Raw genomic sequence first — 20354 nt, 5'->3', positions numbered from 1 at the left:
CATGCGCTGGCATGCCGAGCTCGCCTGGCTCGGAGACGGAGTGGCCGCCGACGTGCTCATCGAAGCCGAGGGGGAACGGTTCACCGCCGTCGTCCCCGGGGTCGCGGCGCCGCCGGACGCCGAGCGCCTGCCCGGCCTCACCCTGCCCGGGCTGGCCAACGCCCACTCCCACGCCTTCCACCGGGTGCTGCGGGGCCGCTCGCACGCCGGACGCGGCGACTTTTGGACCTGGCGCGAGCAGATGTACGCCGTCGCCGACCGCCTGGACCCCGCCTCCTACCGGCGACTGGCCCGGGCCGTCTACGCGGAGATGGCGCTGGCCGGCATCAGCGTCGTCGGCGAGTTCCACTACCTGCACCACCGGCCCGGCGGCGCCCCCTACGACGACCCCAACGCCATGGGCCGGGCGCTGATCGACGCCGCCGCCGACGCCGGCATCCGCATCACGCTGCTGGACGCCTGCTACCTGACCGGCGGCATCCGCCGCCCCCTGCAGGGCACCCAGCTGCGGTTCGGCGACGGGACGGCGGGCAACTGGCAGCGCCGCGTCGAGGCGCTGCGCGAAACCCTCGGCAAGGACGCCCATCCGCACGCCCGGCTCGGCGCCGCCGTCCACTCGGTGCGGGCGGTGCCGCGCGAGCAGATCCAGGCGGTCGCCGCCTGGGCCGCCGAGCACCGGTTGCCGCTGCACGTCCACCTGTCGGAGCAGCCCGCCGAGAACCGGGCCTGCCGGGAGGCCTACGGCATGAGCCCCACCCGGCTGCTGGCCGAAAGCGGCGCGCTGGGCCCGCTGACCGTCGCCGTCCACGCCACCCACCTGGACGAGACCGACATCGCCCTGCTCGGCGCCACCATGACCGGGGTGTGCCTGTGCCCCACCACCGAACGGGACCTGGCCGACGGCATCGGCCCGGCCCGCGCCCTGGCCGACGCCGGCGCCGAACTGTGCCTGGGCTCCGACCAGCACGCCGTCATCGACCTGCTGGAAGAGGCCCGCGCCCTGGAACTGCACGAGCGGCTGCGCACCCGCCGCCGCGGCCACTGGCCGGCCGGGGCGCTGCTGGCCGCCGCCACCTGGAACGGGCATGCCGCCCTGGGCTGGCCCGAGGCCGGCCGCCTGGAACCCGGCGCCTACGCCGACCTGGTCACCATCGCCCTGGACACCGTCCGCACCGCCGGCTGCACCCCCGGCCACGCCGCCGAAACGGCCGTCTTCGCCGCCACCGCCGCCGACATCCGCCACGTGGTCATCTCCGGCCGCACCGTCGTCTCCGACGGCCGCCACCTGCTGATCCCCGACGCCCCCGCGGCCCTGCAGGCCGCCATCACCGACCTGACCGCCCCGGACAGCAGAGCGTGACCCCGTTCGGCCCGCGACCCCAAGCAGCCGTCCCGACCGCGGAGAGGACAGATTCGGTGAGCACGGTGATCGACGACATCGGTGAGCTGGTCACCAACGAGCCCGGGATGGGGGAGGGGCCGCTGGGGATCGTCCGGGACGCGGCGCTGGTGCTGGAGGCGGGCCGGGTGGCCTGGGTGGGGGCCGCCGGGCGGGCGCCCGCGGCCGACGAGCGGTACGACGCGGCGGGGCGGGCGGTGCTGCCGGGGTTCGTGGACTCGCACGCGCACCTGGTGTTCGCCGGGGAGCGGGCCGAGGAGTTCGCGGCGCGGATGAGCGGGCGGCCCTATACGGCGGGCGGGATCCGGCGGACCGTGGCCGACACGCGGCGGGCCACCGACGCGCAGCTGCGGGCCGGGCTGCGGCGGCTGGTCGCCGAGATGGCCCGGCAGGGGACCACCACGGTGGAGTGCAAGTCGGGGTACGGGCTGACCGTCGCCGACGAGGAACGCTCGGTCCGGCTGGCCGCCGAGGTGACCGACGAGGTCACCTTCCTGGGGGCGCACGTGGTGCCGCCGGAGTACGCCGGCGACCCCGACGGGTACGTGCGCCTGGTGGCGTCGCAGATGCTGGCGGCCTGCGCCCCGCACGCCCGGTGGATCGACGTGTTCTGCGAGGACGGGGCGTTCGATGCGGATCAGACGCGCACGGTGCTGGAGGCGGGGATCAGGGCCGGGCTCATCCCCCGGCTGCACGCCAACCAGCTCGGGCACGGACCCGGGGTGGCGCTGGCGGTGGAGTACGGGGCGGCCTCGGCCGACCACTGCACGTTCCTGACCGATGCGGACGTGGCGGCGCTGGCGGGCTCGCAGACGGTGGCGACGCTGCTGCCGGGGGTGGAGTTCGCCACCCGGCAGCCCTACCCGGACGCGCGGCGGCTGATCGACGCGGGGGTCACGGTGGCGCTGGCCACCGACTGCAACCCCGGCTCCTGCTACACCTCCAGCATGCCGTTCTGCATCGCGCTGGCGGTGCGGGAGATGCGGATGACCCCCGCCGAGGCGGTGTGGTCGGCCACCGCGGGCGGGGCGCGGGCGCTGCGCCGCGACGATGTGGGCCGGCTCGGCGTGGGGGCGCGGGCGGACGCGGTGGTGCTGGACGCCCCCTCGCACCTTCATCTGGCCTACCGGCCGGGTGTCCCGCTGGTCATGGCCGTCTGGAAAGACGGGGAACGCCTCGAACTCTGACGCAGGGACGTCCCGCTGATTTCTCTTGCTACACAGAGTGACTAAATGGCGTAGTTCCCGGTCGGTGCCAAAGCAGTGGGCAAGCCGGGCGGCAAATCCTCGAAGGCGGCGATGACCTCGGTATATGGCGCCGCTCCGGCAGGAGTGGAACGGGTTTGCGGCAGGGGTTCGGCCATCGAGGGCTTATACACGCTCGGTTACCGAATAGGTGCCCCGAGCCGGCGTTCCGGCCGCGCCTGACACGCCCTGGCGGCTCCCCGCTTTCCGTGGCGGCCCCCTGCCGCCCGGGCCTGCGCACCGGCCCGGCGAAGGGCGCACCGGTGGTGCGCACGGATTTACGGCCGACCCGAATCAGGGTCGATGAATGGACGATGGCCGAGCTTGGCGCCATGCCATCGGCTGGATAGCGGGTTTCGCATGAGCAGATAGTGAAATATTGCCTACACCTCGCTTGACGCGTGGATACTATTCACTCACGCTATGTGTTGGTTGGTCGCCGGCGCTGTCAGCAAGCGCGGTCCGGGTGACGATCGGGGGGTGAAGGATGCCGTCGGCCCATGTCGCGTTGCCGCGCCCCTCACCGGCGTACACCCGCCATTAAGCCAACCGCACAGGCTATGACCGCATCGTCTTTCAAGTGGGCACCCCCTTTGCCGCGCCATGCTCACTTCTGCCGCTCAGTTCTGATCAGGGGAGGCGACCGTGATCCGGGTCTTGGTCATGGAGGAACTGTCGCTGCTGCGCGGGGGAATTGTCGCACTTTTGGATGGTCAGACCGACTTTATGGTGGTCGGTGCCGTTGATAACGCCGAGCAGCTTGTCCCGATGGCCAGAAAGGCCGCCCCCGACATAGCGCTGCTAGGGATGGAAGGCGCCCACAGCCACACCTTCGCCCTGACCGGGATGCTGCGCCAGGAGGTGCCCGACTGCGCCGCGGTGCTGATGGCCGACCGGGCCCGCCCCGGCGACCTGCGCCGGGCCGCCGCGGTGGGCGCCGCCGGGTTCCTGCTCAAGGGCACCTCGCCGGACACGCTGGCCGGATCGCTGCGGCGGGTGGCGGCCGGCGAGCGCGTCATCGACGCCGACCTGGCGTTCGCCGAACTGGCCGCCGCCGACAGCCCGCTGACCCCCCGGGAACTGGAGGTGCTGAGACTGGCCGGAGAAGGGGCCTCGGTCGCCCAGATCGCCGACACGCTGGTGCTGACCATCGGCACCGTCCGCAACCACCTGTCCCGGATCAACCGCAAGATCGGCGCCCGCAACCGGGTGCACGCCATCCGGATCGCCGAATCCGCCGGCTGGCTGTGACCCGGCGGACGCTCCCACGGATCAAAGCCGCGGCAAGGGACGAACGGACGGTTCCCCGGGCGGGCAACTCAAGGGAGCCCCGCCGAAGACTCAGCGCCCCAGCAGGCTCCGGTAAGGCGCGGACGTGCGCAGCAGCTCCTCATGCCCGCCCTGCCAGACGCCGGTGCCGTCCAGCAGCAGGATGCGGCGGGCCCGCCGCGCCGAGGTCATCCGGTGCGCGATCACGATCAGGGTGCCGGGGCCGCGGGCGAAGGCCAGCTCCGCCCGCGCCTCGGCGGCCGGATCCAGATGGCAGGTCGCCTCATCCAGCACGGTCAGCGGCGCCCGGGCCAGGTAGGCCCGGCCCAGCGCGATGAGCTGGCGTTCCCCCGCCGACAGCGCCGCCGGATCGACCTGGGCGCCGTACCCGCCCAGCCGCTGGACCAGCGGCGACAGCCCGATGACGTCCACCGCGTGCCGCACCGCCTCATCGTCGGCCCAGGGCGCCAGATAGGTCAGGTTCTCATGCAGCGTCCCGTGGAACACGTACGCCTCCTGCGGGATCAGCGTCCGCAGCCGCGCATCCCCCGGCGGCCGGCCGCCCACCAGGACCGTCCCCGCCACCGGCTCCAGCAGCCCGGCGATGAGCGCCGCCAGCGTCGACTTGCCGATGCCGCTGGGCCCCACCACCGCCAGGTGCCCCCCCGCGGGCACCACCAGGTCCAGCCCGTCGATCACCGGTTCGGCGTGCTCGCCGTAGGCGAAGCGGACCCCCGCCAGCCGCACCTCGACCCCGCCCGCCGCCTCGCCGGCGCCCGCGAGCGTCGGCGAGGCGGTTTCCGGGCGAAAGCCGCCCGCCGTCCCCTCGCCCAGGGCCGCGACCGCACCGACCGGCGCCTTCCGCACCGGCCGGACGCCCTCTGCCGGGACGGCCGCGGCGGTCTTCGCGGGAAGGGCGGGCATGATCCCCGGCCGGTCCTCAGACGCGGCGGCCTCCAGAATGCGGGTCAAGGTGACCGCCAGGCGCAGACCGCCGCCGCCCACCCCCGAGATCAGGCCGCTCAACGCCGGCCGCAGCCCTTGCAGCACATAAGTGACCGCCCCGGCGATCGCGCCCGCGGTGACGCCCTGCCGGCTCAGCCAGGGAGCGAAAGCCAAGATCAGCAGCACCGGCAGCCAGCCGCCCAGCGCCAGCGCGGCCTCGCGCACCCCGGCCAGGCGGGCCAGCGCCCGCGTCGCCGCCGCTTGGGCGTCGACCCGCTCGCCGGCCCGGGCGGCGATCTGCTCCTCGGCGCCGCAGGCCGTCACATCGCGCAGGCCCTCGGCCAGCGCGGCGGTCGCCTCCGCCAGGCGCTCCTCGCCGACGATCAGCTCCCGCTGCCGCGCCGCCGCCGCCGGCACGGCCAGGCAGAACAACGCCAGGCCGGCCAGCAGCGGCGGCACCACCAGCGCCAGCATGACCGGGGCCAGGGCCAGCAGCCCCGCCGACGCCGCCACCACGCTGAAGACGAACCCGCGCACCACCATCAGCAGCCCGGCGAAGGTGTCCCGGACGATCTCCACCTGGTGGGTCAGCCGGGCCACCGCGCCCGTGCCGTGCCGCCCGTCCGGTGCGCGCAGCGCCCCCGCCACCACGGTGCGCACCAGCTCGTCCCGCAGCGGCTCGACGAGCGCCGCCAGCGCCGCATACAGCCGGTGACAGCCGAACGCCCCCAGCGGCCCGGCCAGCGCCAGCGTCCCCAGCCAGGCCAGCGCCCGCCCGGTGCGGCCGGCCTGAAAGGCGTCCACCGCGTGGGCGACGGCCAGCCCCATCAGCAGAGTGGGCGCCACCTCGGCCAGCGACCAGGCCGCCAGGCGCAGCACCGCCCGGGGCCGCCGCCGGAGGATGGAGACGAGGGTGCGCGTCAGGACCCGCGACATCCGCCGGGTCCTGCGGTCGGCTGCGTTCATGCGCGTTCTCCGAAGACGGCCCGGTAGTCGGGGTCGCGCCACAGCTCGGCATGGGAGCCCTGGGCGCGGATGGCGCCGCCCTCCAGCCACACCACCGAGTCGGCGCGGGCCGCGGTGGCGGCGCGATGGGCGGTGATCAGGCGGGTGCACCCGGCCGCCGCGCCGAACAGGGCGCGGCCGATCTGCTGCTCGGTGACGGTGTCCAGGCTGGAGGTGGCGTCGTCGAGGATCAGCAGCCGCCCGCCGCGGGCGAACGCGCGGGCCAGCCCCAGCCGCTGGGCCTGGCCGCCCGACAGGGGGGTGTCGGCCAGGGGCGTGGCGTATCCGGACGGCAGGCGCCGGATGAACGGGTCGGCGCAGGCGGTGACCGCCGCCCGCTGCAGGGCCGCCGCATGGGGCCGGCGCAGCCCGAAGCCCACCGCCTCCAGCACCGTTTCGCCGAACAGGTGGGGGCGGGCGAAGGCGTAGGCGACCGCGTCGCGCAGCGCCGTGCGGCTCAGCTCCGGCAGCGGGACGCCGTCCAGCAGCACCTGGCCGCTATCGGGGTCGGTCAGCCGCCCGGCCAGCGCCGCCAGCAGCGACTTGCCCGACCCGGACCGTCCGACCACCGCCACCGCCGTCCCGCCCGGCACCACCAGGTCGATCTCCTTGAGCACCCCGGCCGCGCTCACCCCGCGCAGCTCCAAGGTGCCCGGCCCCGGCGGCAGCTCCCGCTCGCCGTAGCCGACGGCGGGACGCGCCATGATCTCGGCGGCCCGCGCGGCGGCCCCCCGCGCCCGGGCGATCCGCCCCACCTGCGCGGTGAGCGGGCCCAGCCCGCCGGCCAGCGTGGCGTACTGCGCGGCGGCCACCAGCTCGCCCACGCTGATTCGGCCCGCGGCCAGCTCCAGCCCGGCCGCCGTCAGCACCGCCAGCTGCAGCAGCAGCACCGACAGCAGCCCGCGCGCCCCGATCAGGCCGTGCACCCGCCAGATCGTCTCTCCCTCGCGCCGCAGCCGGCCCAGCGGCTGCAGGATGCGGTGCAGCTCCCGGTCGGCGGTGCCCGCGGCGGCGATCGTGCGGAACCCCCGCAGCGCCTCCGCCAGCCGGGCCGCTATCACGCCCTGGACGTCCAGATACCGCCGCACGCCGCCGCTGACGTCCCGCATGAACGCGCGCAGCACCAGCACCGGCAGCGGCATCGCCAGCGCCAGCGCCGCCGCGATCCGCCAGTCGATCAGCGTCAGCGCCACCACCGCCCCCACCGGCGGCAGCACCGCCGCCACGGCCTGCACCGCGGCCGCCGGGGCGGTCCCGGCCTCGGCGGCGCCCCCCACGATCCGGCTGGTCAGGTCCCCGGGGTCGAACCGGCCGGCGGGGCCCACCGCCAGCACGCGGCGCACGAGCGCATGCCGCAGCCAGGCCGTCGCACGCGCGGTGGCGCCGCCCCGGGCCGGTTCCGCCGCCACTGCGGCGACGGCCGAGAGCGCGATCAGCGCGGTGCACGCCCAGACGGCGCCGCCGGACGGTCCCGGGGCCAGCACCTCGTCCACGGCCCGGCCGAGCGCGGCGGGCAGCAGCACGGCGCCGGCCGCGTCCGCCAGCGCGGCCGACGCCAGCACCGCGGTCCAGCCGCCGCCGCGCCGGGCGGTGCGCAGCAGCAGCCGGTCGGCTGCGGCGTCGATCGGGGACATGGACTCCTCCAGGGATGGCGGCTTCATCCCGCCGCCTGGGTGAAGCGGGGCGGTGGTTCACGGGGACCGGCCGCGCTTCCCGGAGCGGGCGGGATGCGCGTCGGCCCGCTCACCGGGCTTAAAAGGCGCGATGGCCGCGGGGCCGGCCACCGCCCACAGGCGAGGGCAAGGCTCCCGCGGCCACCGCAATATCAGCGATCAGAGGCACAGCAGGGTGCTGAAGGCGCTGAACTTGTCGCACAGCAGCAGGCTCGCGCTGCTGAGGTCACCGCCGCCGTACTCGGGGGTCATTCCCTGAAGGTCGAGCATCGCCATTGTCTCCGTCACCTCCTTTCAGACCGGGTCGAAGTGGACCCCGTGGGGGTTCGCACGGGGGGTCTGTCGGCCGCTCCCGCCGGGCGGTGCGTGCGGGCCCGCAGGAACGGCAGGTCCACCGGGGTGTCGGCCAGTGCGGCGCCGAGCGCCAGCAGGACGCCGGCGGTGCCGGTGGACAGGTCGCAAGACAGCCGGTAGAGCTGCTCGCCGGGGAAGGCCAGCCCGTCGGCGTACGGGATGGCGTGCCAGGCGAGGCTGCGGACGTGGTGGGCCACCGCCGGGTCGGCGGGGTCCTGCCGGCTGAGGTAGAGCAGCATCCCGGCGCGGCCCCGCAGCAGGCTCGGCTGGGCGTAGTAGCGGGACTTGGCCGCCAGGCGGATGCCCTCGCGCGCCTTGGCGAACTCGGCGGCGGCCGCATCGTCGGGGCTGACGGCCAGGTACTCGTCGATGACCAGGCCGATGCCGACGCTGCCGTGGTCGAGGTAGGGCAGCAGCCGGGAGCCGTCATCGAGCTGCAGGGAGCCGTTGCGGGTGGTGCGGCAGGCCGACAGGTCGTGGCGGAGCGCGGCGGCGGCGTGCGCCAGCAGCTCGCTCTCGCCGGTGCACTCGTGCAGCCGCAGGAACATCAGCGCCACCCCGGCGCCGCCGTACAGCAGCCCCGGCCTGTTGCGCTTCAGCTCCTCCATCCGCGACATCACCAGCTCGGCGGCCCGCCATGCGGCCCGGCGCAGCGCCTCTTCGCCGGTGACGTCCGCCAGGTGGCGCAGCACCAGCGCATACCCCGGCAGCCCGCCGTACAGGTCCAGACCGAGGCGTTCCCACCGTTCTCCCAGGCTGCGCGAGGCCGCCTGCAGGGCGGCGTCGGTGCGGCCGAGCCGGGCCAGCATGTAGGCGGCGCCCAGCAGTCCGTCGTAAAAGCCCAGCCCGCTGCCCCGGGGCGGGTCGGCGGCGTGGTCGGCCAGCCACTGCACATGGCGGGGGTCGCAGCCGAGCCCGGTCGCCTCCAGCGCGTACAGCACGCCGGCGGCGCCGTGCGCCATGCCCAGCGCGGCCCCGGAGAACTGGGCGATGTCGCCGGGGAAGAGCCGGTCGTCGCGCTCGGGCGTGGCGGCGGCGCAGATGGCGCGGCCCAGCGCGGCGCGGGCCTGCAACCAGCCGGGCTCGTCGGGGGTGAAGCGCGGCGCGGCGGAGGCGGGACGGGGCGGCAGGTCCCGGGTGATCTCCCGGGCGGCCTCGCGCAGGAAACCGCGCGGCACCGGGAAGTGCTCGGCGATCGCCTCGGCCAGCTCCCAGGCCTTGTGCCGGTCCTGCACCAGCAGCGTGGTCAGCGGCAGGAACAGGGCAAGGCGCAGGCAGGCCAGGCTGTAGCGGTCCACGTCGGCGCCGTAGCGGCCCGGCGGGGCCTGGAAGGCGGGGTTGGCCAGGGTCTGCCGGGAACGTTCGGCCAGCGGCGCGGCCGCCTCGAAGTCGATCAGCGCCACCGTCTCGTCCGGCCGCACCATGATGTTGAACATGTGCAGGTCGTTGTAGACGATGCCGCGGGCGTGGATGGCGTCGATCAGCCGCTCGACGCCGGCGTGGACGCGCAGCGCCCAGGCGGTGTAGTCGGCGATCTTGCCGGGGTCGGGTTCGGGGTCCAGCAGCGGGTGGCGCTCGGCGAAGAAGGTGTTGAGGGCGCGTCCTTCGATGCGCTCCAGCACCAGGAAGTGGTGCTCGCCGAGGGTGAAGTGGTCCAGCACGGCGGGCACGCCGTCGATGCCGGCCAGCCGCTGCAGCATGTCCCGCTCGTGCCGGAGCCGGGTCACCGCGTCGGCGCCGTCGGCGGCCAGCCCCGCATGCGGGCGGGCCTCCTTGAGGACGACTTGCGCGCCGGTGCGGGTGTCGATGCCCGCGTACACGCCTCCGCCGTTGGAGAAGTGCAGCGCCGCCTCGATCCGGTAGGGCAGGCCGGCGGTGGTCGTGGCGGCCCGGGCGGCCAGGTGCGGCCGCAGGCAGGCGGGCACGGTCACCCAGTCGGGGACGGTGAAAACCGGGCCGCGCCGGTCGGGCACCAGCTCGCCCTTGTCGTTCTCCATCGCCGGCACCAGCTCGCCGCGTTCGTCCACGCACTGGCGGCGGGCGAAGCCGCCGTAGCGCACATACAGGGGCCCGTCGCCGATGCGCAGGTCGCTGAGGATGTAGGGGCCGGGCAGCCCGGCCAGCCGCGGGCCCAGCTCGCTGAGGATCTGCTCCAGCTCCTCTTCATCGGCCGGGTAGACGGTGACCAGCTTGCCGCTGGAGCCCCGCGGCGCGTATTTGGCGTTCCGCAGGTGCAAAGTGGCCGGGCCGCGCAGGTGCTTGAACGGAATTCCGCGCGGCACACAGTAATCCCAGACCCGGTCCAGGATGGTCTCGGCGCTTTCCGCGCAGCCGGAGACGTGGATTTTCCAGCCCTGCAGGGGAATCCGGTTCACCGGCGGCTCGTAGTTCGTCCATTCCCCGTCGCGGAGCTGGGTCCAGCCCTCGGGGAGAGGCCGGCGGGCGATGTCGAACTCGGCCGCCTCGGTGACCTTCGGAGCGTCATAGAAAAAACGATCCGCGAGGCAAAAGAGTTCGTACCGCTGATCCACCGTGAATCCTCTTTCGGGGGGCTGAGGTGTTCCGTGAAAGAGATTGGCAGATCGGGCGGTCGCCTGCTAGTACCCGATGTAACGAATATGCTGTGAATGATTAATGGCCGGCCTGTGAGAGGAGTTCGCGCTCGGTGATGTTTACGGGCGGCCGGCGGCGTCTTGGCGTGATATGTCGTGATCTTTCATGGCGGCCGGCGTCACGCAGCGTGCAGAAAACCGGTCACAGATAGCGGCGGCGGACCCTGATCAGCGGGGAAAGATCGGAGCGCACGTAGTCGACCGCCGGCACCTCGGCCACCACCAGCAGGTGGTCGCCGGCCGGGACGCGCTCGACGGTCCGGCACTCCAGCGCGGCCATCCCCTCCTCGGCGATCAGGGCGCCGCTCAGCGGGCCGCGGTGGTGCGCTTCGCCGGCCAGCAGCAGCCGGGCGCTGGGGCGGCCCGCCGCCGCGAAACGCCCGGCCAGCGCCCGCTGCCCGGCGCTGAGCACGGTGACGGCCCACCGGTCCCGCCGGCCGAGCACCTCGGCCAGGTAAGAGCTCGCCATCACGCTCGCCGCCACCAGCGGCGGCTCCAGCGACACCGACATGAACGAGGTGATGGTGGCGCCCAGGTCGTCGCGTCCGTCGCGGACGGTCAGCACCGCCACGCCGGTGGCGAACCCGGCGAGCGCGTCGGTGAACTCCCCGGGCGCCGGCCCGGGAGGGGCCTGCCCGGTCAGCGGATCTCCCAGCTGCCCGGCAGGGTCAGCGGCCCGGCGGCCGGCAGGCCCAGCCGCGCGGCCAGCGAGGCCAGCGAGCCCCAGCCGTCAAAGCGCGCGCTCGCCGCGGCGCGGTCCTCGCTGGATTCGGCCGGGCGCAGCCGCTCCAGCGGGCCGAGGTGCGGGAAGGTGCGGACCGGGGCGTCGGCGGGCAGCCCGGCCTTCTTGCGGGCCAGCTCCAGCGCCAGCTCCAGGCCGCCCAGCTCGTCGACCAGGCCGTGCTCCTTGGCGTCGGCGCCGGTCCACACCCGGCCCCGGGCCAGCTCCTCCACCCGCCGGCGGCTCAGGCCGCGGCCCTCGGCGACCTTGGCGGTGAAGTTCTCGTAGATGTGATCCAGGGAGGCGTTGATCCGCTCCCATTCGGACGGGCTGAAGTCCTTGATGGCGCTGTACATCAGGGCGTGCTCCCCGTCGGTCACGCTGCCCATGCCCACGCCGATGCGCTCCAGCAGCCCGCTGAGGACCGCCTTGCCGGTCACCACGCCGATCGAGCCGGTGATGGTGCCGGGCTGGGCCACGATCACATCGGCCGCCATCGCCACGTAGTAGCCGCCGGAGGCGGCCACGTCGCCCATCGACACGATCACCGGCTTGCCCGCCCGCCGGGCCAGCACGACCTCCCGCCAGATGGCGTCGGAGGCCACCGCCGAGCCGCCGGGGCTGTTGACGCGGAACACGATGGCCTTGATCCGCTCGTCGCGGACCGCGGCGCGGAAGGCCGCCCCGATGGTGTCCGAGCCCATCGCCGGGCCCTGCGACGGCAGCGGCCCGCCCCGGCCGCTGCGGCCCAGCCGGATCGGGCCCAGCCCGTTGATCAGCGCGACCGCGTCCTGGCGGCCCGGCTGGGGCAGGTGCTCGGCCAGCCCGTGGGTGCGGTTGTAGCGGGAGACGTAGCGCAGCTGCACCCGGCCGTCCGGGCCGCCGACCTTCTCGCGCACCTCGGCGTACACCTCGTCGCGGTAGGCCAGCCGGTCCACCAGCCCGGCCTCCAGGGCCTCGGCGGCCAGCAGCGGCCCGCGGTCGATCAGCTCCCGGACCCGCTCCACGGTCAGCCCGCGTCCTTGGGCGATGCCCTCGGCCAGCTGCCGGCCCGCCGAGTCCACCAGGCGCTGGGAGGATTCCCGGTGCTCGGGGGTGTAGGCCCGTTCCATGAACATGTTGGCCACGGTCTTGTATTCGTGGCGGGCGGCGAAGCGCGGCTCGATGCCGGCCTTCTCCAGGGCGCCCCGCAGGAACGGCTCCTCCAGCGCCACGCCGGTCAGCCCGACCTCGCCGGTCGGCTGCAGGTAGACCCGGTCGAAGGCGGACGCCAGGTAGTAGGGGACGTTGCCCTGGCGGCCCTCGCCGAAGGTCTCGCTCCAGGCCACGGTGAGCTTGCCGGCCTGCCGCAGCGCGGTCACCGCATCGCGCAGCTCCTGGGCCATGGCCAGCCCGATCGTCCCGCCGACCCTGACGATCAGGGCGCGGACCCGGGCGTCGCCGCGGGCCTTGCGCAGCCCGTCCAGCACGTCCCGCAGGTGGGTGCGGCGCATCGACAGCAGGGCCGACAGCGGGTCGGCCGGGGCGGCCTCCACGATCCCGTCGGCCAGATCGAGCTCCAGGACCAGCGGGGCCGTGCGCCGGTCGCGCGCCTGCTTGACGATGCTGACGATTTTGCCGGGTTCCACCATGGGCCCAGCCTATGCGTTCTCCCCGCCGGGGCCGCAGTCTCCTCCGGCTGGCAGCGGCCGGGACCTCAGCGGACGAACGCCTGGTTGGGGACGACGCTCGCGGTGGCCTGGGCCAGCAGCTTGCCGTCGGCGTCGGTGACGGCGGCGGTGGACAGCATCCGGGTGCGGCCCGGGTGCACGCACCGGCCCTCGACGCGGTAGGTCCGCCCGGCCTGGACCGGACGCACGTAGTCCACGCTCAGGCTGAGCGTGAGCATCGGCAGGAAGTACTCGCAGGTGCTGGAGGCGGCCAGGCAGACGGCGTTGTCGAGGATCATCGCGATGTAGCCGCCGTGCACGGTGCCGCCGGGGTTGCACAGCTTCTCCTCCGGGCTCCAGGCCAGCTCCACCCGGCCGTGCTCGGCGTCGACGACCCGCTGCCCGATGTGGTCGTTGATCGGAGTGAGCTGCGGGAACCTGCCCTCGCCTATCGCTTTGATCAGCTCGGCCCCCGACAGGGTGTTCCACAGCTCCAGCTCCGACTCCACGCTCATCGAGCACCCCCCACCACACGGAAACCCGAGCCGAATACTAGAACGACATTCAATTTCGCTGCATCGTGTCGTTGGTCACGCGCGCTCCGTGGCCTGCGGATGAAAGCGCAGCTCAGGGCCCTGATCTGTGGAGCGTGCCGTCGCCGGTGTCGTGCCCGCCGCCGTGCAGCATGTAATACAGCCCGCCGCCGCTCGGGTACACCCGCACCTCCCCGTGCTCGCAGGGACCGCTGGTGAACTTCAAAAACAGCCGGTCCCCGTCGACCCGGTCCACCCGCAGCATCCCCGAGCAGCGGCTGCCGCTCAGCGTCCCGGTCTCCTGCCCGGCCGGCAGCGACAGCGTCACCTCGTTCGTGGCGTTGGTGAAACCGTCGCCCTCAGAGACCGGCCCCCGCCAGGTCCCGGCGAGCCGATCGGGAATGCGCGGCGTGGAATCCCCTCCCGGACGCAGCACCAGCCAGCCGCCCCCCGCCACCACGGCCACGGCGAGCGCCGCCGCCGGCAGCGCGAGCGTCCTGCGCCGCGGCTTGGGCGCCTCCCGGCGTTCGGGAGATGGAACGGGATCCTCATCGGGCGGGATCGTCCGCTCATCGGCGGGCGGGACCGTCTCTTCCCCCGCAGGCGAGGCGGACCCGCGCGTGCCGGACGGGCCGGAGCCCTGAGCGCGCGATGAGACCTTCCCGCCCCCGGACGGGGTGGGCTCGCCTCCCGCCTGCGGGGTCTGCTTGCGCGCGGTGGGAGCGCCGTTGCTCCCGGTGGGCGAGGCGGGCTCGCGTTCGGCGGATGACACCGGTTCACCGCCGGACGCAGGCTGGCGTTCGGCCTGCGGGGTCGGCATGCGCGTGGTGGAGGCGGGCTTGCGTTCGGCCGATGACGCCGGTTCGCGGTCGGGTGCGGGCTCGTGTCCGGCCGGCGGGCTCTGCCCGCCCCCGGGAGCGGCGGCCTCGCCGCCGGCGGGCGAAGAGGCCCGGTGTCCGCTCGCCGGGACGGACCGGTATTCCGGCGAAGCCTGCGCGTGCCCGGCGAAGGGGAACGGGAAGGGCTCGGCCTGCGGGGGCGCCTGCAGCCCGGCCGGCGGCGGGCCGGGCGGGGGGAGCTGCAGCGGCCGCTCATCCTGCGGCGCCCGGCCGAGAATCTTGGCGGCCTCCTGGGTGAACTTGTCGGCCGGGGCCGTATCCGGCGGCCGGGCGTCGGAACCGGCCGGGCTGCGACCCAGCAGCCACCCCAGAATGCTCCAGGCCGCCGGGCGCCGCTCGGGGTCTTTGTCCAGGCACAGCCGCAGCAGCGGCAGCACCCGCTCCGGCACGCCGCGCAGATCGGGCTCCTCCTCCACGATCCGCCGGAACAGCGCCGGCAGCCGGCTCTCATAGTCGGCGTGCCCGAACGGCGCCCGCCCGGTCGCCGCGGACACCATCGTCCCGGCCCAGGCGAACACGTCCGAGGCCATGGTGGCGGGACGGCCCTGCAGCTGCTCGGGGGAGAAATAGGAGGGAGTGCCGATCAGCCGCCTGGTGTGGGTGTGCGACTCGGCCGGCCGGGCGATGCCGAAGTCCACCACGCGCGCCCCGTCCGGCCCCAGCAGCAGATTGGACGGCTTGAGGTCGCGGTGCACGATCCCGGCGTTGTGGATGGCGGTCAGCCCGGTCACGCTCTGGATGATCAGCCGGACGAGCCCGCCCTCGCTCAGCGGCCCCTCCTCCTCCACCCGCTGCTGCAACGACGGCCCCGGGACGTACTCGCTGACCACGTACGGGAGCGGCCCTTCCACCGAGAAGTCCAGCACTTGGGCGGTGCAGAACGGGTCGACCCGCATGGCCGCCTCCACCTCCCGGGCCAGCCGGCGGCGGGCCGCCCGGTCGTCGGCCGGCGACAGGCCCTCGAGCTTGAGGGTCTTGACCGCGACCTTGCGGCCGTCTGCCGCCTCGGCCAGGTAGACCACGCCCTGCCCGCCCTCGCCGAGCCGCTCCAGCAGCAGATAGGGGCCGATCTGGAGGGGGTCTCGGCCTGCGTCAAGGGGCGTGGGCATGGCGATCTCCTCGCACGTCGGTCAGCGACCCCCGGCCGATGCCCGGCCGCATCGGCGGGGTCCAGTGCCGTCACAGCCTTTGACGGTGAAAAACCGCCGATGGCCGCCCTCGATGACGACTTTTCTCACCGTACTGCTAGCCCCTGCGCAGTGTCCCGCGCGAGGTCTGGCTGAAGAGCCCGTCGCCGGGGGACTCATAATCGAGCCGGTCGCCTTGCAGGGTGAGCCTGACCACGCCGCCCCGGCAGCCGCCCGTGTTGCGGATCACGGTCTCGTCGAACTCCAGCACCGAGCCGTCACTGCGGGACAGGTGGAGCCGATTGGTGCAACCCCAGCCCGGGTAGTCGGCGTCCCCTTCCGAAGCGCCCTCCCGCAGCACGATCGTCACGTCCGAGGCGAGCTCGCCGCCCAGCACCGAGGGCTGGGAGACCCGCCCCTTCCAGGTGCCGGCGAAGGCCGCCGGGATCGTGACGCCGCCCTGCCCGGCCGGAGACGTCGCCGTGGAGGTCCCCCCGTCGGAGGCGGGAGCGGTGGGCGCGGTGGTGCCGGCGGAGGTGACGGAGGCGGTGGGCGTGGGGTCCGGGCCGGGCGGATCCCCCTTGAGCAGCGAGAACGCGACGGCCGGCACGAGCACCGCGAGCACGGCCACGGCGCCGCCGGCCAGCGCCAGGGTCCGTCCCGCGCCCTTGCCGGACCGTCCCGCCGCGGCGCCCCCGTCGGGCTGCGTGAATTGCGGGACCGGCGGCGGCTGGGGAACCTGCGGGCGGCCGTCCGCGGACTCGGCGTCCGCCGACGGGTCGGCCAGCCGGATCAGCAGGTTCCGCGCCGTCGGGCGCCGCGCCGGGTCCTTGTCCAGGCACTCGGCCAGCAGGCCCCGCACCCGCTCGGGCACCCCCGACAGGTCCGGCGGCTCGTTGGCGATCCGGTACAGCAGGGCGGGCAGGTCGCCGCCCGCGCCGAAGGGAGGGCGGCCGGTGGCGGCGAACACCATCGTCCCGGCCCAGGCGAACACGTCCGAGGCGGGGGTGGGCGGCTCGCCGCGCAGCCACTCGGGGGCGAAATAGGCGGGTGTGCCGACCATCTGGGTGTGGGTCTCGGCGTCCACCGCGCGGGCGATGCCGAAGTCCACCACCCGGGGGCCGTCCGGGCCCAGCAGCACGTTGGAGGGCTTGAGGTCGCGGTGCACGACCCCGGCGCCGTGGATGGCGGTCAGCGCGCTGGCGGTGTTGATCATCAGCCGGTCCAGCTCGCCCCCGCTCAGCGGCCCCCGCTCGCGCACCCGCTGCTGCAGGGACGGCCCCTCGACGTACTCGCTGACCACATAGGGGTGGCGGCCCTGCGTGGACGACTCCAGCACCGCCGCCGTGCAGAACGGGGCCACGCGCTTGGCCGCCTCCATCTCCCGGGCGAACCGTTTGAGCGCCGCCTGCGAGACGGTCTTGAGCACCTTGATCGCGACCTTGCGGCCATCGGGCGCCTCGGCCAGGTAGACCACGCCCTGCCCGCCCTCGCCCAGCCGGCCGGTCAGCCGGTACCGGCCGATGCGGGGCGGGTCGTCGGCCTCCAGCGGCAGGCTCGGCATGGGCTCCCTCCTCCAAGGGACGATCGTGAGCTTTGCGCCCGATTCGCCTACGGTATCGATCGGCCCGAGCGTTTAAGGTCTCCTTCATGGCAGACGGCGACGGCTGGGCGCGCTGCGCCCGGGGACACCAGCACTGGGGCCGGCACGGCGCCGCCGGAATGCTGATCTTCCACCACCACCCCGAGCGGGGCCCCCACGTGCTGCTCCAGCAGCGGTCCTGGTGGTGCAACGGCGCGCTGACCTGGTGCCTGTTCGGCGGCGGCCGGAAGGCCGGCGAGGACGCCATCAGCGCCGCGCTGCGCGAGACCGCCGAAGAGTGCACGCTCGACACCGGCACGCTGCGCCTGCACGGTACCAGCGCCGACGACCACGGCGGCTGGAGCTACACCGCGGTGATCGCCTCCGCCGACCGGATGCCCCCCGTGCACCCGGCCTCCGCCGAGACCCGCCGGGCCATGTGGGTGCCGCTGGAGAAGGTCTCCGCGCTGCGCCTGTTCGAGCCGTTCGCGCTGTCGTGGCCTAGGCTCGCCACCATGATGTCCAGGCTGGTGCTGGTGGTGGACGCCGCCAACGTGGTCGGCTCGCGCGCCGACGGCTGGTGGCACGACCGGGCCGGGGCCACCGCCCGGCTCCGCGACGAGCTGGCCGTGCTGGCCGCCACCGGCGTCAGCGGCCTGCCCGACGGGGTGCTGGGCCACGACACCTCGTTCCCGGAGATCGTCCTGGTGGTGGAGGGCGCCGCCCGCGTCGTGGCCGACACCCAGGTCCCCGGCGTGCGGGTGGTGGCCGCCCCCGGCAGCGGCGACGACGCCATCGTCGACATCGTCACCGCCCCCGCCCCCGACGCCACCTACCTGGTCATCACCGCCGACCGCGCCCTGCGGGACCGCGTCACCGCCGCCGGCGCCCACTGCACCGGCCCCACCTGGCTGCTGTCCAAGCTCCCCCGGACGGCGGCGGGCTAGCGCGCGGTCGGGCGGGGGCGGGCGGACTCTTCGGGGACGAGCCAGAGGGCGCCCAGCGGGGGGACGCGGATGACGGCGGAGGCCGGCTGGGCGTGGGAGGGCTCGTCGACGGCGGTCACATGGCCCATGTTGCCCACGCCGCTGCCGCCGTACTCGTAGGCGTCGGTGTTGACGATCTCGCGCCAGCCGCCGGCCTGGGGCAGGCCGATGCGGTAGTTCTCATGGGGGCTGCCGGAGAAGTTGACCACGCAGGCCAGCACCGAGCCGTCGGAGCCGTAGCGCAGGAACGACAGGGTGTTGCGGCCGGCGTCGCCGGCGTCGATCCAGTGGAAGCCGCCGGGCTCGTTGTCGATGGTGTACAGGGCCGGGCAGGAGCGGTAGACGCGGTTGAGGTCGCGCACGAGCTTTTGGACGCCCAGGTGCGCGGCGCCCTCGGCGGCGTTGTCCAGCAGCCACCAGTCCAGGGGGCGTTCTTCGGCCCACTCGCCGCCCTGGGCGAACTCCCCGCCCATGAACAGCAGCTGCTTGCCCGGGTGCGCCCACATGTAGGCGAACAAGGCGCGCAGGCCGGCGAACTTCTTCCAGGTGTCGCCGGGCATCTTGGCCAGCAGCGAGCCCTTCAGGTGCACGACCTCATCGTGGGACAGCGGCAGCACGTAGTTCTCGGAGAAGGCGTAGATCAGCGAGAAGGTGATCTCGTTGTGGTGGTAGTGCCGGAACACCGGGTCGTGCTGCAGGTAGGTCAGGGTGTCGTGCATCCAGCCCATGTTCCACTTGAAGCCGAAGCCCAGCCCGCCCAGATGGGTGGGGCGGGTGACTCCGGGCCAGGCGGTGGACTCCTCGGCGACGGTGATGATGCCCGGGTAGCGCCGGTAGACGGTGGCGTTGGTCTCCTGCAGGAAGGAGATGGCCTCCAGGTTCTCCCGGCCGCCGTAGACGTTGGGGGTCCACTCCCCGTCCTTGCGGGAGTAGTCCAGGTACAGCATGGAGGCGACGGCGTCCACGCGCAGCCCGTCGATGTGGAACTCCTCCAGCCAGTAGCAGGCGTTGGCGACCAGGAAGTTGCGCACCTCGGCGCGGCCGTAGTTGAACACCAGCGTGCCCCAGTCGGGATGCTCGCCCTTGCGCGGGTCGTCGTGCTCGTACAGGGCGGTGCCGTCGAAGCGGGCCAGCGCCCACTCGTCCCTGGGGAAGTGCGCGGGCACCCAGTCGATCAGCACGCCGATGCCGGCCTGGTGCAGCCGGTCGACCAGGTGGCGGAAGTCGTCGGGGGTGCCGAACCGGGACGTGGGAGCGTAGTAGGAGGTCACCTGGTAGCCCCAGGACGGGCCGTAGGGGTGCTCGGCGACCGGCAGGAACTCCACGTGGGTGAAGCCCATCTCCTGCACGTAGGCGGTGAGCTCCTCGGCCAGCTCCCGGTAGCCGAGCCCTTTGCGCCAGGACCCCAGGTGGACTTCGTAGATGCTCATCGGCTCGTGCAGCCAGTCGCGGGAGGCGCGCTGCTCCATCCACGCGCCGTCGCCCCACTCATAGGAGGACTCGAACACCCGGGACGCGGTGGCCGGCGGCTGCTCGGTCCACCGGGCCATCGGGTCGGCCTTGCCGCGCCATTGGCCGTCCGCGCCGAGCACCTCGAACTTATAGGTGGTGCCGTTGCCCAGGCCGGGAACGAACAGCTCCCACACGCCGCTGGCGCCCAGCGACCGCATCGGGTGGGCCCGCCCGTCCCAGTGGTTGAAGTCGCCGATCACCCGCACCCCGCGGGCGTTGGGCGCCCACACCGTGAAGGACACCCCGCGGGTCTCGCCGAACTGCGAGGGGAAGGAACGCACCCGGGCGCCCAGCGCCCGCCACAGCTCCTCATGGCGCCCCTCGCCGAACAGGTGCAGGTCCAGTTCCCCCACGGTGGGCAGGTGCCGGTAAGGGTCGTCCTGGATCAGCTCGGGCCCGCCGGCATAACGCACCGCCAGCCGGTAGTCGGGAACGGCCCGGTGCGCCTCGAGGACGACCTCGAACACCCCTTCGTGGACGTGGTGCAGCCGGTGACGGGTGCCGTCCGGCAAGATCGCCTCCACCTGCTCGGCCAGCGGCCGCAGCGCCCGGATGACGACCCCGTCGGGACCGGGATGGGCTCCCAGGATCGAGTGCGGATCGTGGTGGTGCCCGCCGACGAGCCGGTCGAGGTCCTCGTGCGTCACCCCTGTCATGGCGATCTGGGCCTCCCTGTGGTCCGCCTGGCCTGCTCCAGAACCTATGCCTGCCCGGTGACGGCGGTGTTTCACCCCGGAGGCGATGAACCTTTTCAGCCGATTTCTTCGGCCGGTTCCGGCCGGTGCTTTCGGCGGCTTCGGGGCGGAGGCCGGCGTGGCGTGCGGCCCCGTGCCGTCCCCGGTCC

General features: G+C 74.0%; 14 protein-coding genes. 4 read left to right on the top strand and 10 right to left on the bottom strand.

From position 1 onward, the window contains the following. The first annotated feature begins 1 nt into the window (after position 1). The 3 genes from TCUR_RS17815 to TCUR_RS27570 all read left to right on the top strand — a co-directional run bounded on the left by TCUR_RS17815 (position 2) and on the right by TCUR_RS27570 (position 3894). The gene (locus TCUR_RS17815; RefSeq protein WP_012853934.1) at positions 2–1360 is read left to right on the top strand and encodes a formimidoylglutamate deiminase; all 1359 of its coding nucleotides are present in this window, start codon (positions 2–4) and stop codon (positions 1358–1360) included. A gap of 107 nt (positions 1361–1467) precedes the next feature. Beyond that, positions 1468–2586 (top strand): imidazolonepropionase, encoded by a 1119-nt coding sequence (gene hutI / locus TCUR_RS17810; protein ID WP_052305698.1) that lies wholly within the window; start codon positions 1468–1470, stop codon positions 2584–2586. Positions 2587–3306: 720 nt separating this feature from the next. Next, the gene (locus TCUR_RS27570) at positions 3307–3894 is read left to right on the top strand and encodes a response regulator transcription factor (RefSeq protein WP_052305697.1); all 588 of its coding nucleotides are present in this window, start codon (positions 3307–3309) and stop codon (positions 3892–3894) included. 90 nt (positions 3895–3984) lie between these two features. Here the strand turns inward: TCUR_RS27570 and TCUR_RS28385 are convergent, their stop codons facing one another. The 9 genes from TCUR_RS28385 to TCUR_RS25085 all read right to left on the bottom strand — a co-directional run bounded on the left by TCUR_RS28385 (position 3985) and on the right by TCUR_RS25085 (position 16994). Beyond that, positions 3985–5823, bottom strand: a complete 1839-nt coding sequence (locus TCUR_RS28385; protein WP_281055003.1) for an ATP-binding cassette domain-containing protein — start codon at positions 5821–5823, stop codon at positions 3985–3987. Next, a complete protein-coding gene (locus tag TCUR_RS17795) occupies positions 5820–7523 on the bottom strand; it encodes an ABC transporter ATP-binding protein (RefSeq protein ID WP_012853930.1) in 1704 nt (567 codons plus the stop codon). Before TCUR_RS17795 ends, TCUR_RS28385 begins: the two co-directional genes overlap by 4 nt. Positions 7524–7694: 171 nt before the next feature. Next, on the bottom strand, positions 7695–7823 hold the full coding sequence (locus TCUR_RS26055) for a SapB/AmfS family lanthipeptide (RefSeq protein WP_217265424.1): 129 nt from the start codon (positions 7821–7823) through the stop codon (positions 7695–7697). Continuing rightward, positions 7820–10420 (bottom strand): class III lanthionine synthetase LanKC, encoded by a 2601-nt coding sequence (lanKC, locus tag TCUR_RS17790; RefSeq protein WP_012853928.1) that lies wholly within the window; start codon positions 10418–10420, stop codon positions 7820–7822. The genes TCUR_RS26055 and lanKC overlap by 4 nt, the downstream gene beginning before the upstream one ends. Before the next feature lie 223 nt (positions 10421–10643). Continuing rightward, positions 10644–11156 carry a flavin reductase family protein gene (locus TCUR_RS17785; protein ID WP_425358360.1) on the bottom strand — a complete coding sequence of 171 codons (513 nt, stop codon included), beginning with the start codon at positions 11154–11156 and terminating at the stop codon, positions 10644–10646. Then, positions 11141–12853 carry a signal peptide peptidase SppA gene (gene sppA / locus TCUR_RS17780; RefSeq protein ID WP_012853926.1) on the bottom strand — a complete coding sequence of 571 codons (1713 nt, stop codon included), beginning with the start codon at positions 12851–12853 and terminating at the stop codon, positions 11141–11143. The genes TCUR_RS17785 and sppA overlap by 16 nt, the downstream gene beginning before the upstream one ends. Before the next feature lie 65 nt (positions 12854–12918). Next, positions 12919–13386 carry a PaaI family thioesterase gene (locus tag TCUR_RS17775; protein WP_012853925.1) on the bottom strand — a complete coding sequence of 156 codons (468 nt, stop codon included), beginning with the start codon at positions 13384–13386 and terminating at the stop codon, positions 12919–12921. Positions 13387–13498: 112 nt separating this feature from the next. Beyond that, positions 13499–15412, bottom strand: coding sequence for a serine/threonine-protein kinase (locus TCUR_RS25090; RefSeq protein WP_012853924.1), 1914 nt, complete (start codon positions 15410–15412; stop codon positions 13499–13501). Positions 15413–15548: 136 nt separating this feature from the next. Next, positions 15549–16994, bottom strand: coding sequence for a serine/threonine-protein kinase (locus tag TCUR_RS25085; RefSeq protein WP_012853923.1), 1446 nt, complete (start codon positions 16992–16994; stop codon positions 15549–15551). An 86-nt stretch (positions 16995–17080) separates the two neighbouring features. Here TCUR_RS25085 and TCUR_RS17760 point away from each other — a divergent pair, with 86 nt between their 5' ends. Further along, a complete protein-coding gene (locus TCUR_RS17760) occupies positions 17081–17959 on the top strand; it encodes an NUDIX hydrolase (protein WP_012853922.1) in 879 nt (292 codons plus the stop codon). On the opposite strand, the gene glgB is transcribed toward TCUR_RS17760, so the two are convergent. After that, positions 17956–20166 carry a 1,4-alpha-glucan branching protein GlgB gene (glgB, locus tag TCUR_RS17755; RefSeq protein ID WP_012853921.1) on the bottom strand — a complete coding sequence of 737 codons (2211 nt, stop codon included), beginning with the start codon at positions 20164–20166 and terminating at the stop codon, positions 17956–17958. The two genes, TCUR_RS17760 and glgB, sit on opposite strands and share 4 nt — an antisense overlap. Between the last annotated feature and the right edge of the window lie 188 nt (positions 20167–20354).

It is taken from the genome of Thermomonospora curvata DSM 43183 (genome assembly GCF_000024385.1).
GTDB classification, from domain to species: domain Bacteria; phylum Actinomycetota; class Actinomycetes; order Streptosporangiales; family Streptosporangiaceae; genus Thermomonospora; species Thermomonospora curvata.
Note: the sequence above shows the minus strand (reverse complement) of the source record. Positions and strands in the feature narration are given on the sequence as shown.

Coding starts and splice junctions, on each gene's coding strand:
- sppA (WP_012853926.1), bottom strand. CDS start 12,853: ATGGTGGAACCCGGCAAAATCGTCAGCATCGTCAAGCAGGCGCGCGAC.
- TCUR_RS17795 (WP_012853930.1), bottom strand. CDS start 7,523: ATGAAGCCGCCATCCCTGGAGGAGTCCATGTCCCCGATCGACGCCGCA.
- hutI (WP_052305698.1), top strand. CDS start 1,468: ATGGGGGAGGGGCCGCTGGGGATCGTCCGGGACGCGGCGCTGGTGCTG.
- TCUR_RS17775 (WP_012853925.1), bottom strand. CDS start 13,386: ATGAGCGTGGAGTCGGAGCTGGAGCTGTGGAACACCCTGTCGGGGGCC.
- TCUR_RS17815 (WP_012853934.1), top strand. CDS start 2: ATGCGCTGGCATGCCGAGCTCGCCTGGCTCGGAGACGGAGTGGCCGCC.
- TCUR_RS25085 (WP_012853923.1), bottom strand. CDS start 16,994: ATGCCGAGCCTGCCGCTGGAGGCCGACGACCCGCCCCGCATCGGCCGG.
- TCUR_RS17760 (WP_012853922.1), top strand. CDS start 17,081: ATGGCAGACGGCGACGGCTGGGCGCGCTGCGCCCGGGGACACCAGCAC.
- glgB (WP_012853921.1), bottom strand. CDS start 20,166: ATGACAGGGGTGACGCACGAGGACCTCGACCGGCTCGTCGGCGGGCAC.
- TCUR_RS28385 (WP_281055003.1), bottom strand. CDS start 5,823: ATGAACGCAGCCGACCGCAGGACCCGGCGGATGTCGCGGGTCCTGACG.
- TCUR_RS27570 (WP_052305697.1), top strand. CDS start 3,307: ATGGAGGAACTGTCGCTGCTGCGCGGGGGAATTGTCGCACTTTTGGAT.
- TCUR_RS25090 (WP_012853924.1), bottom strand. CDS start 15,412: ATGCCCACGCCCCTTGACGCAGGCCGAGACCCCCTCCAGATCGGCCCC.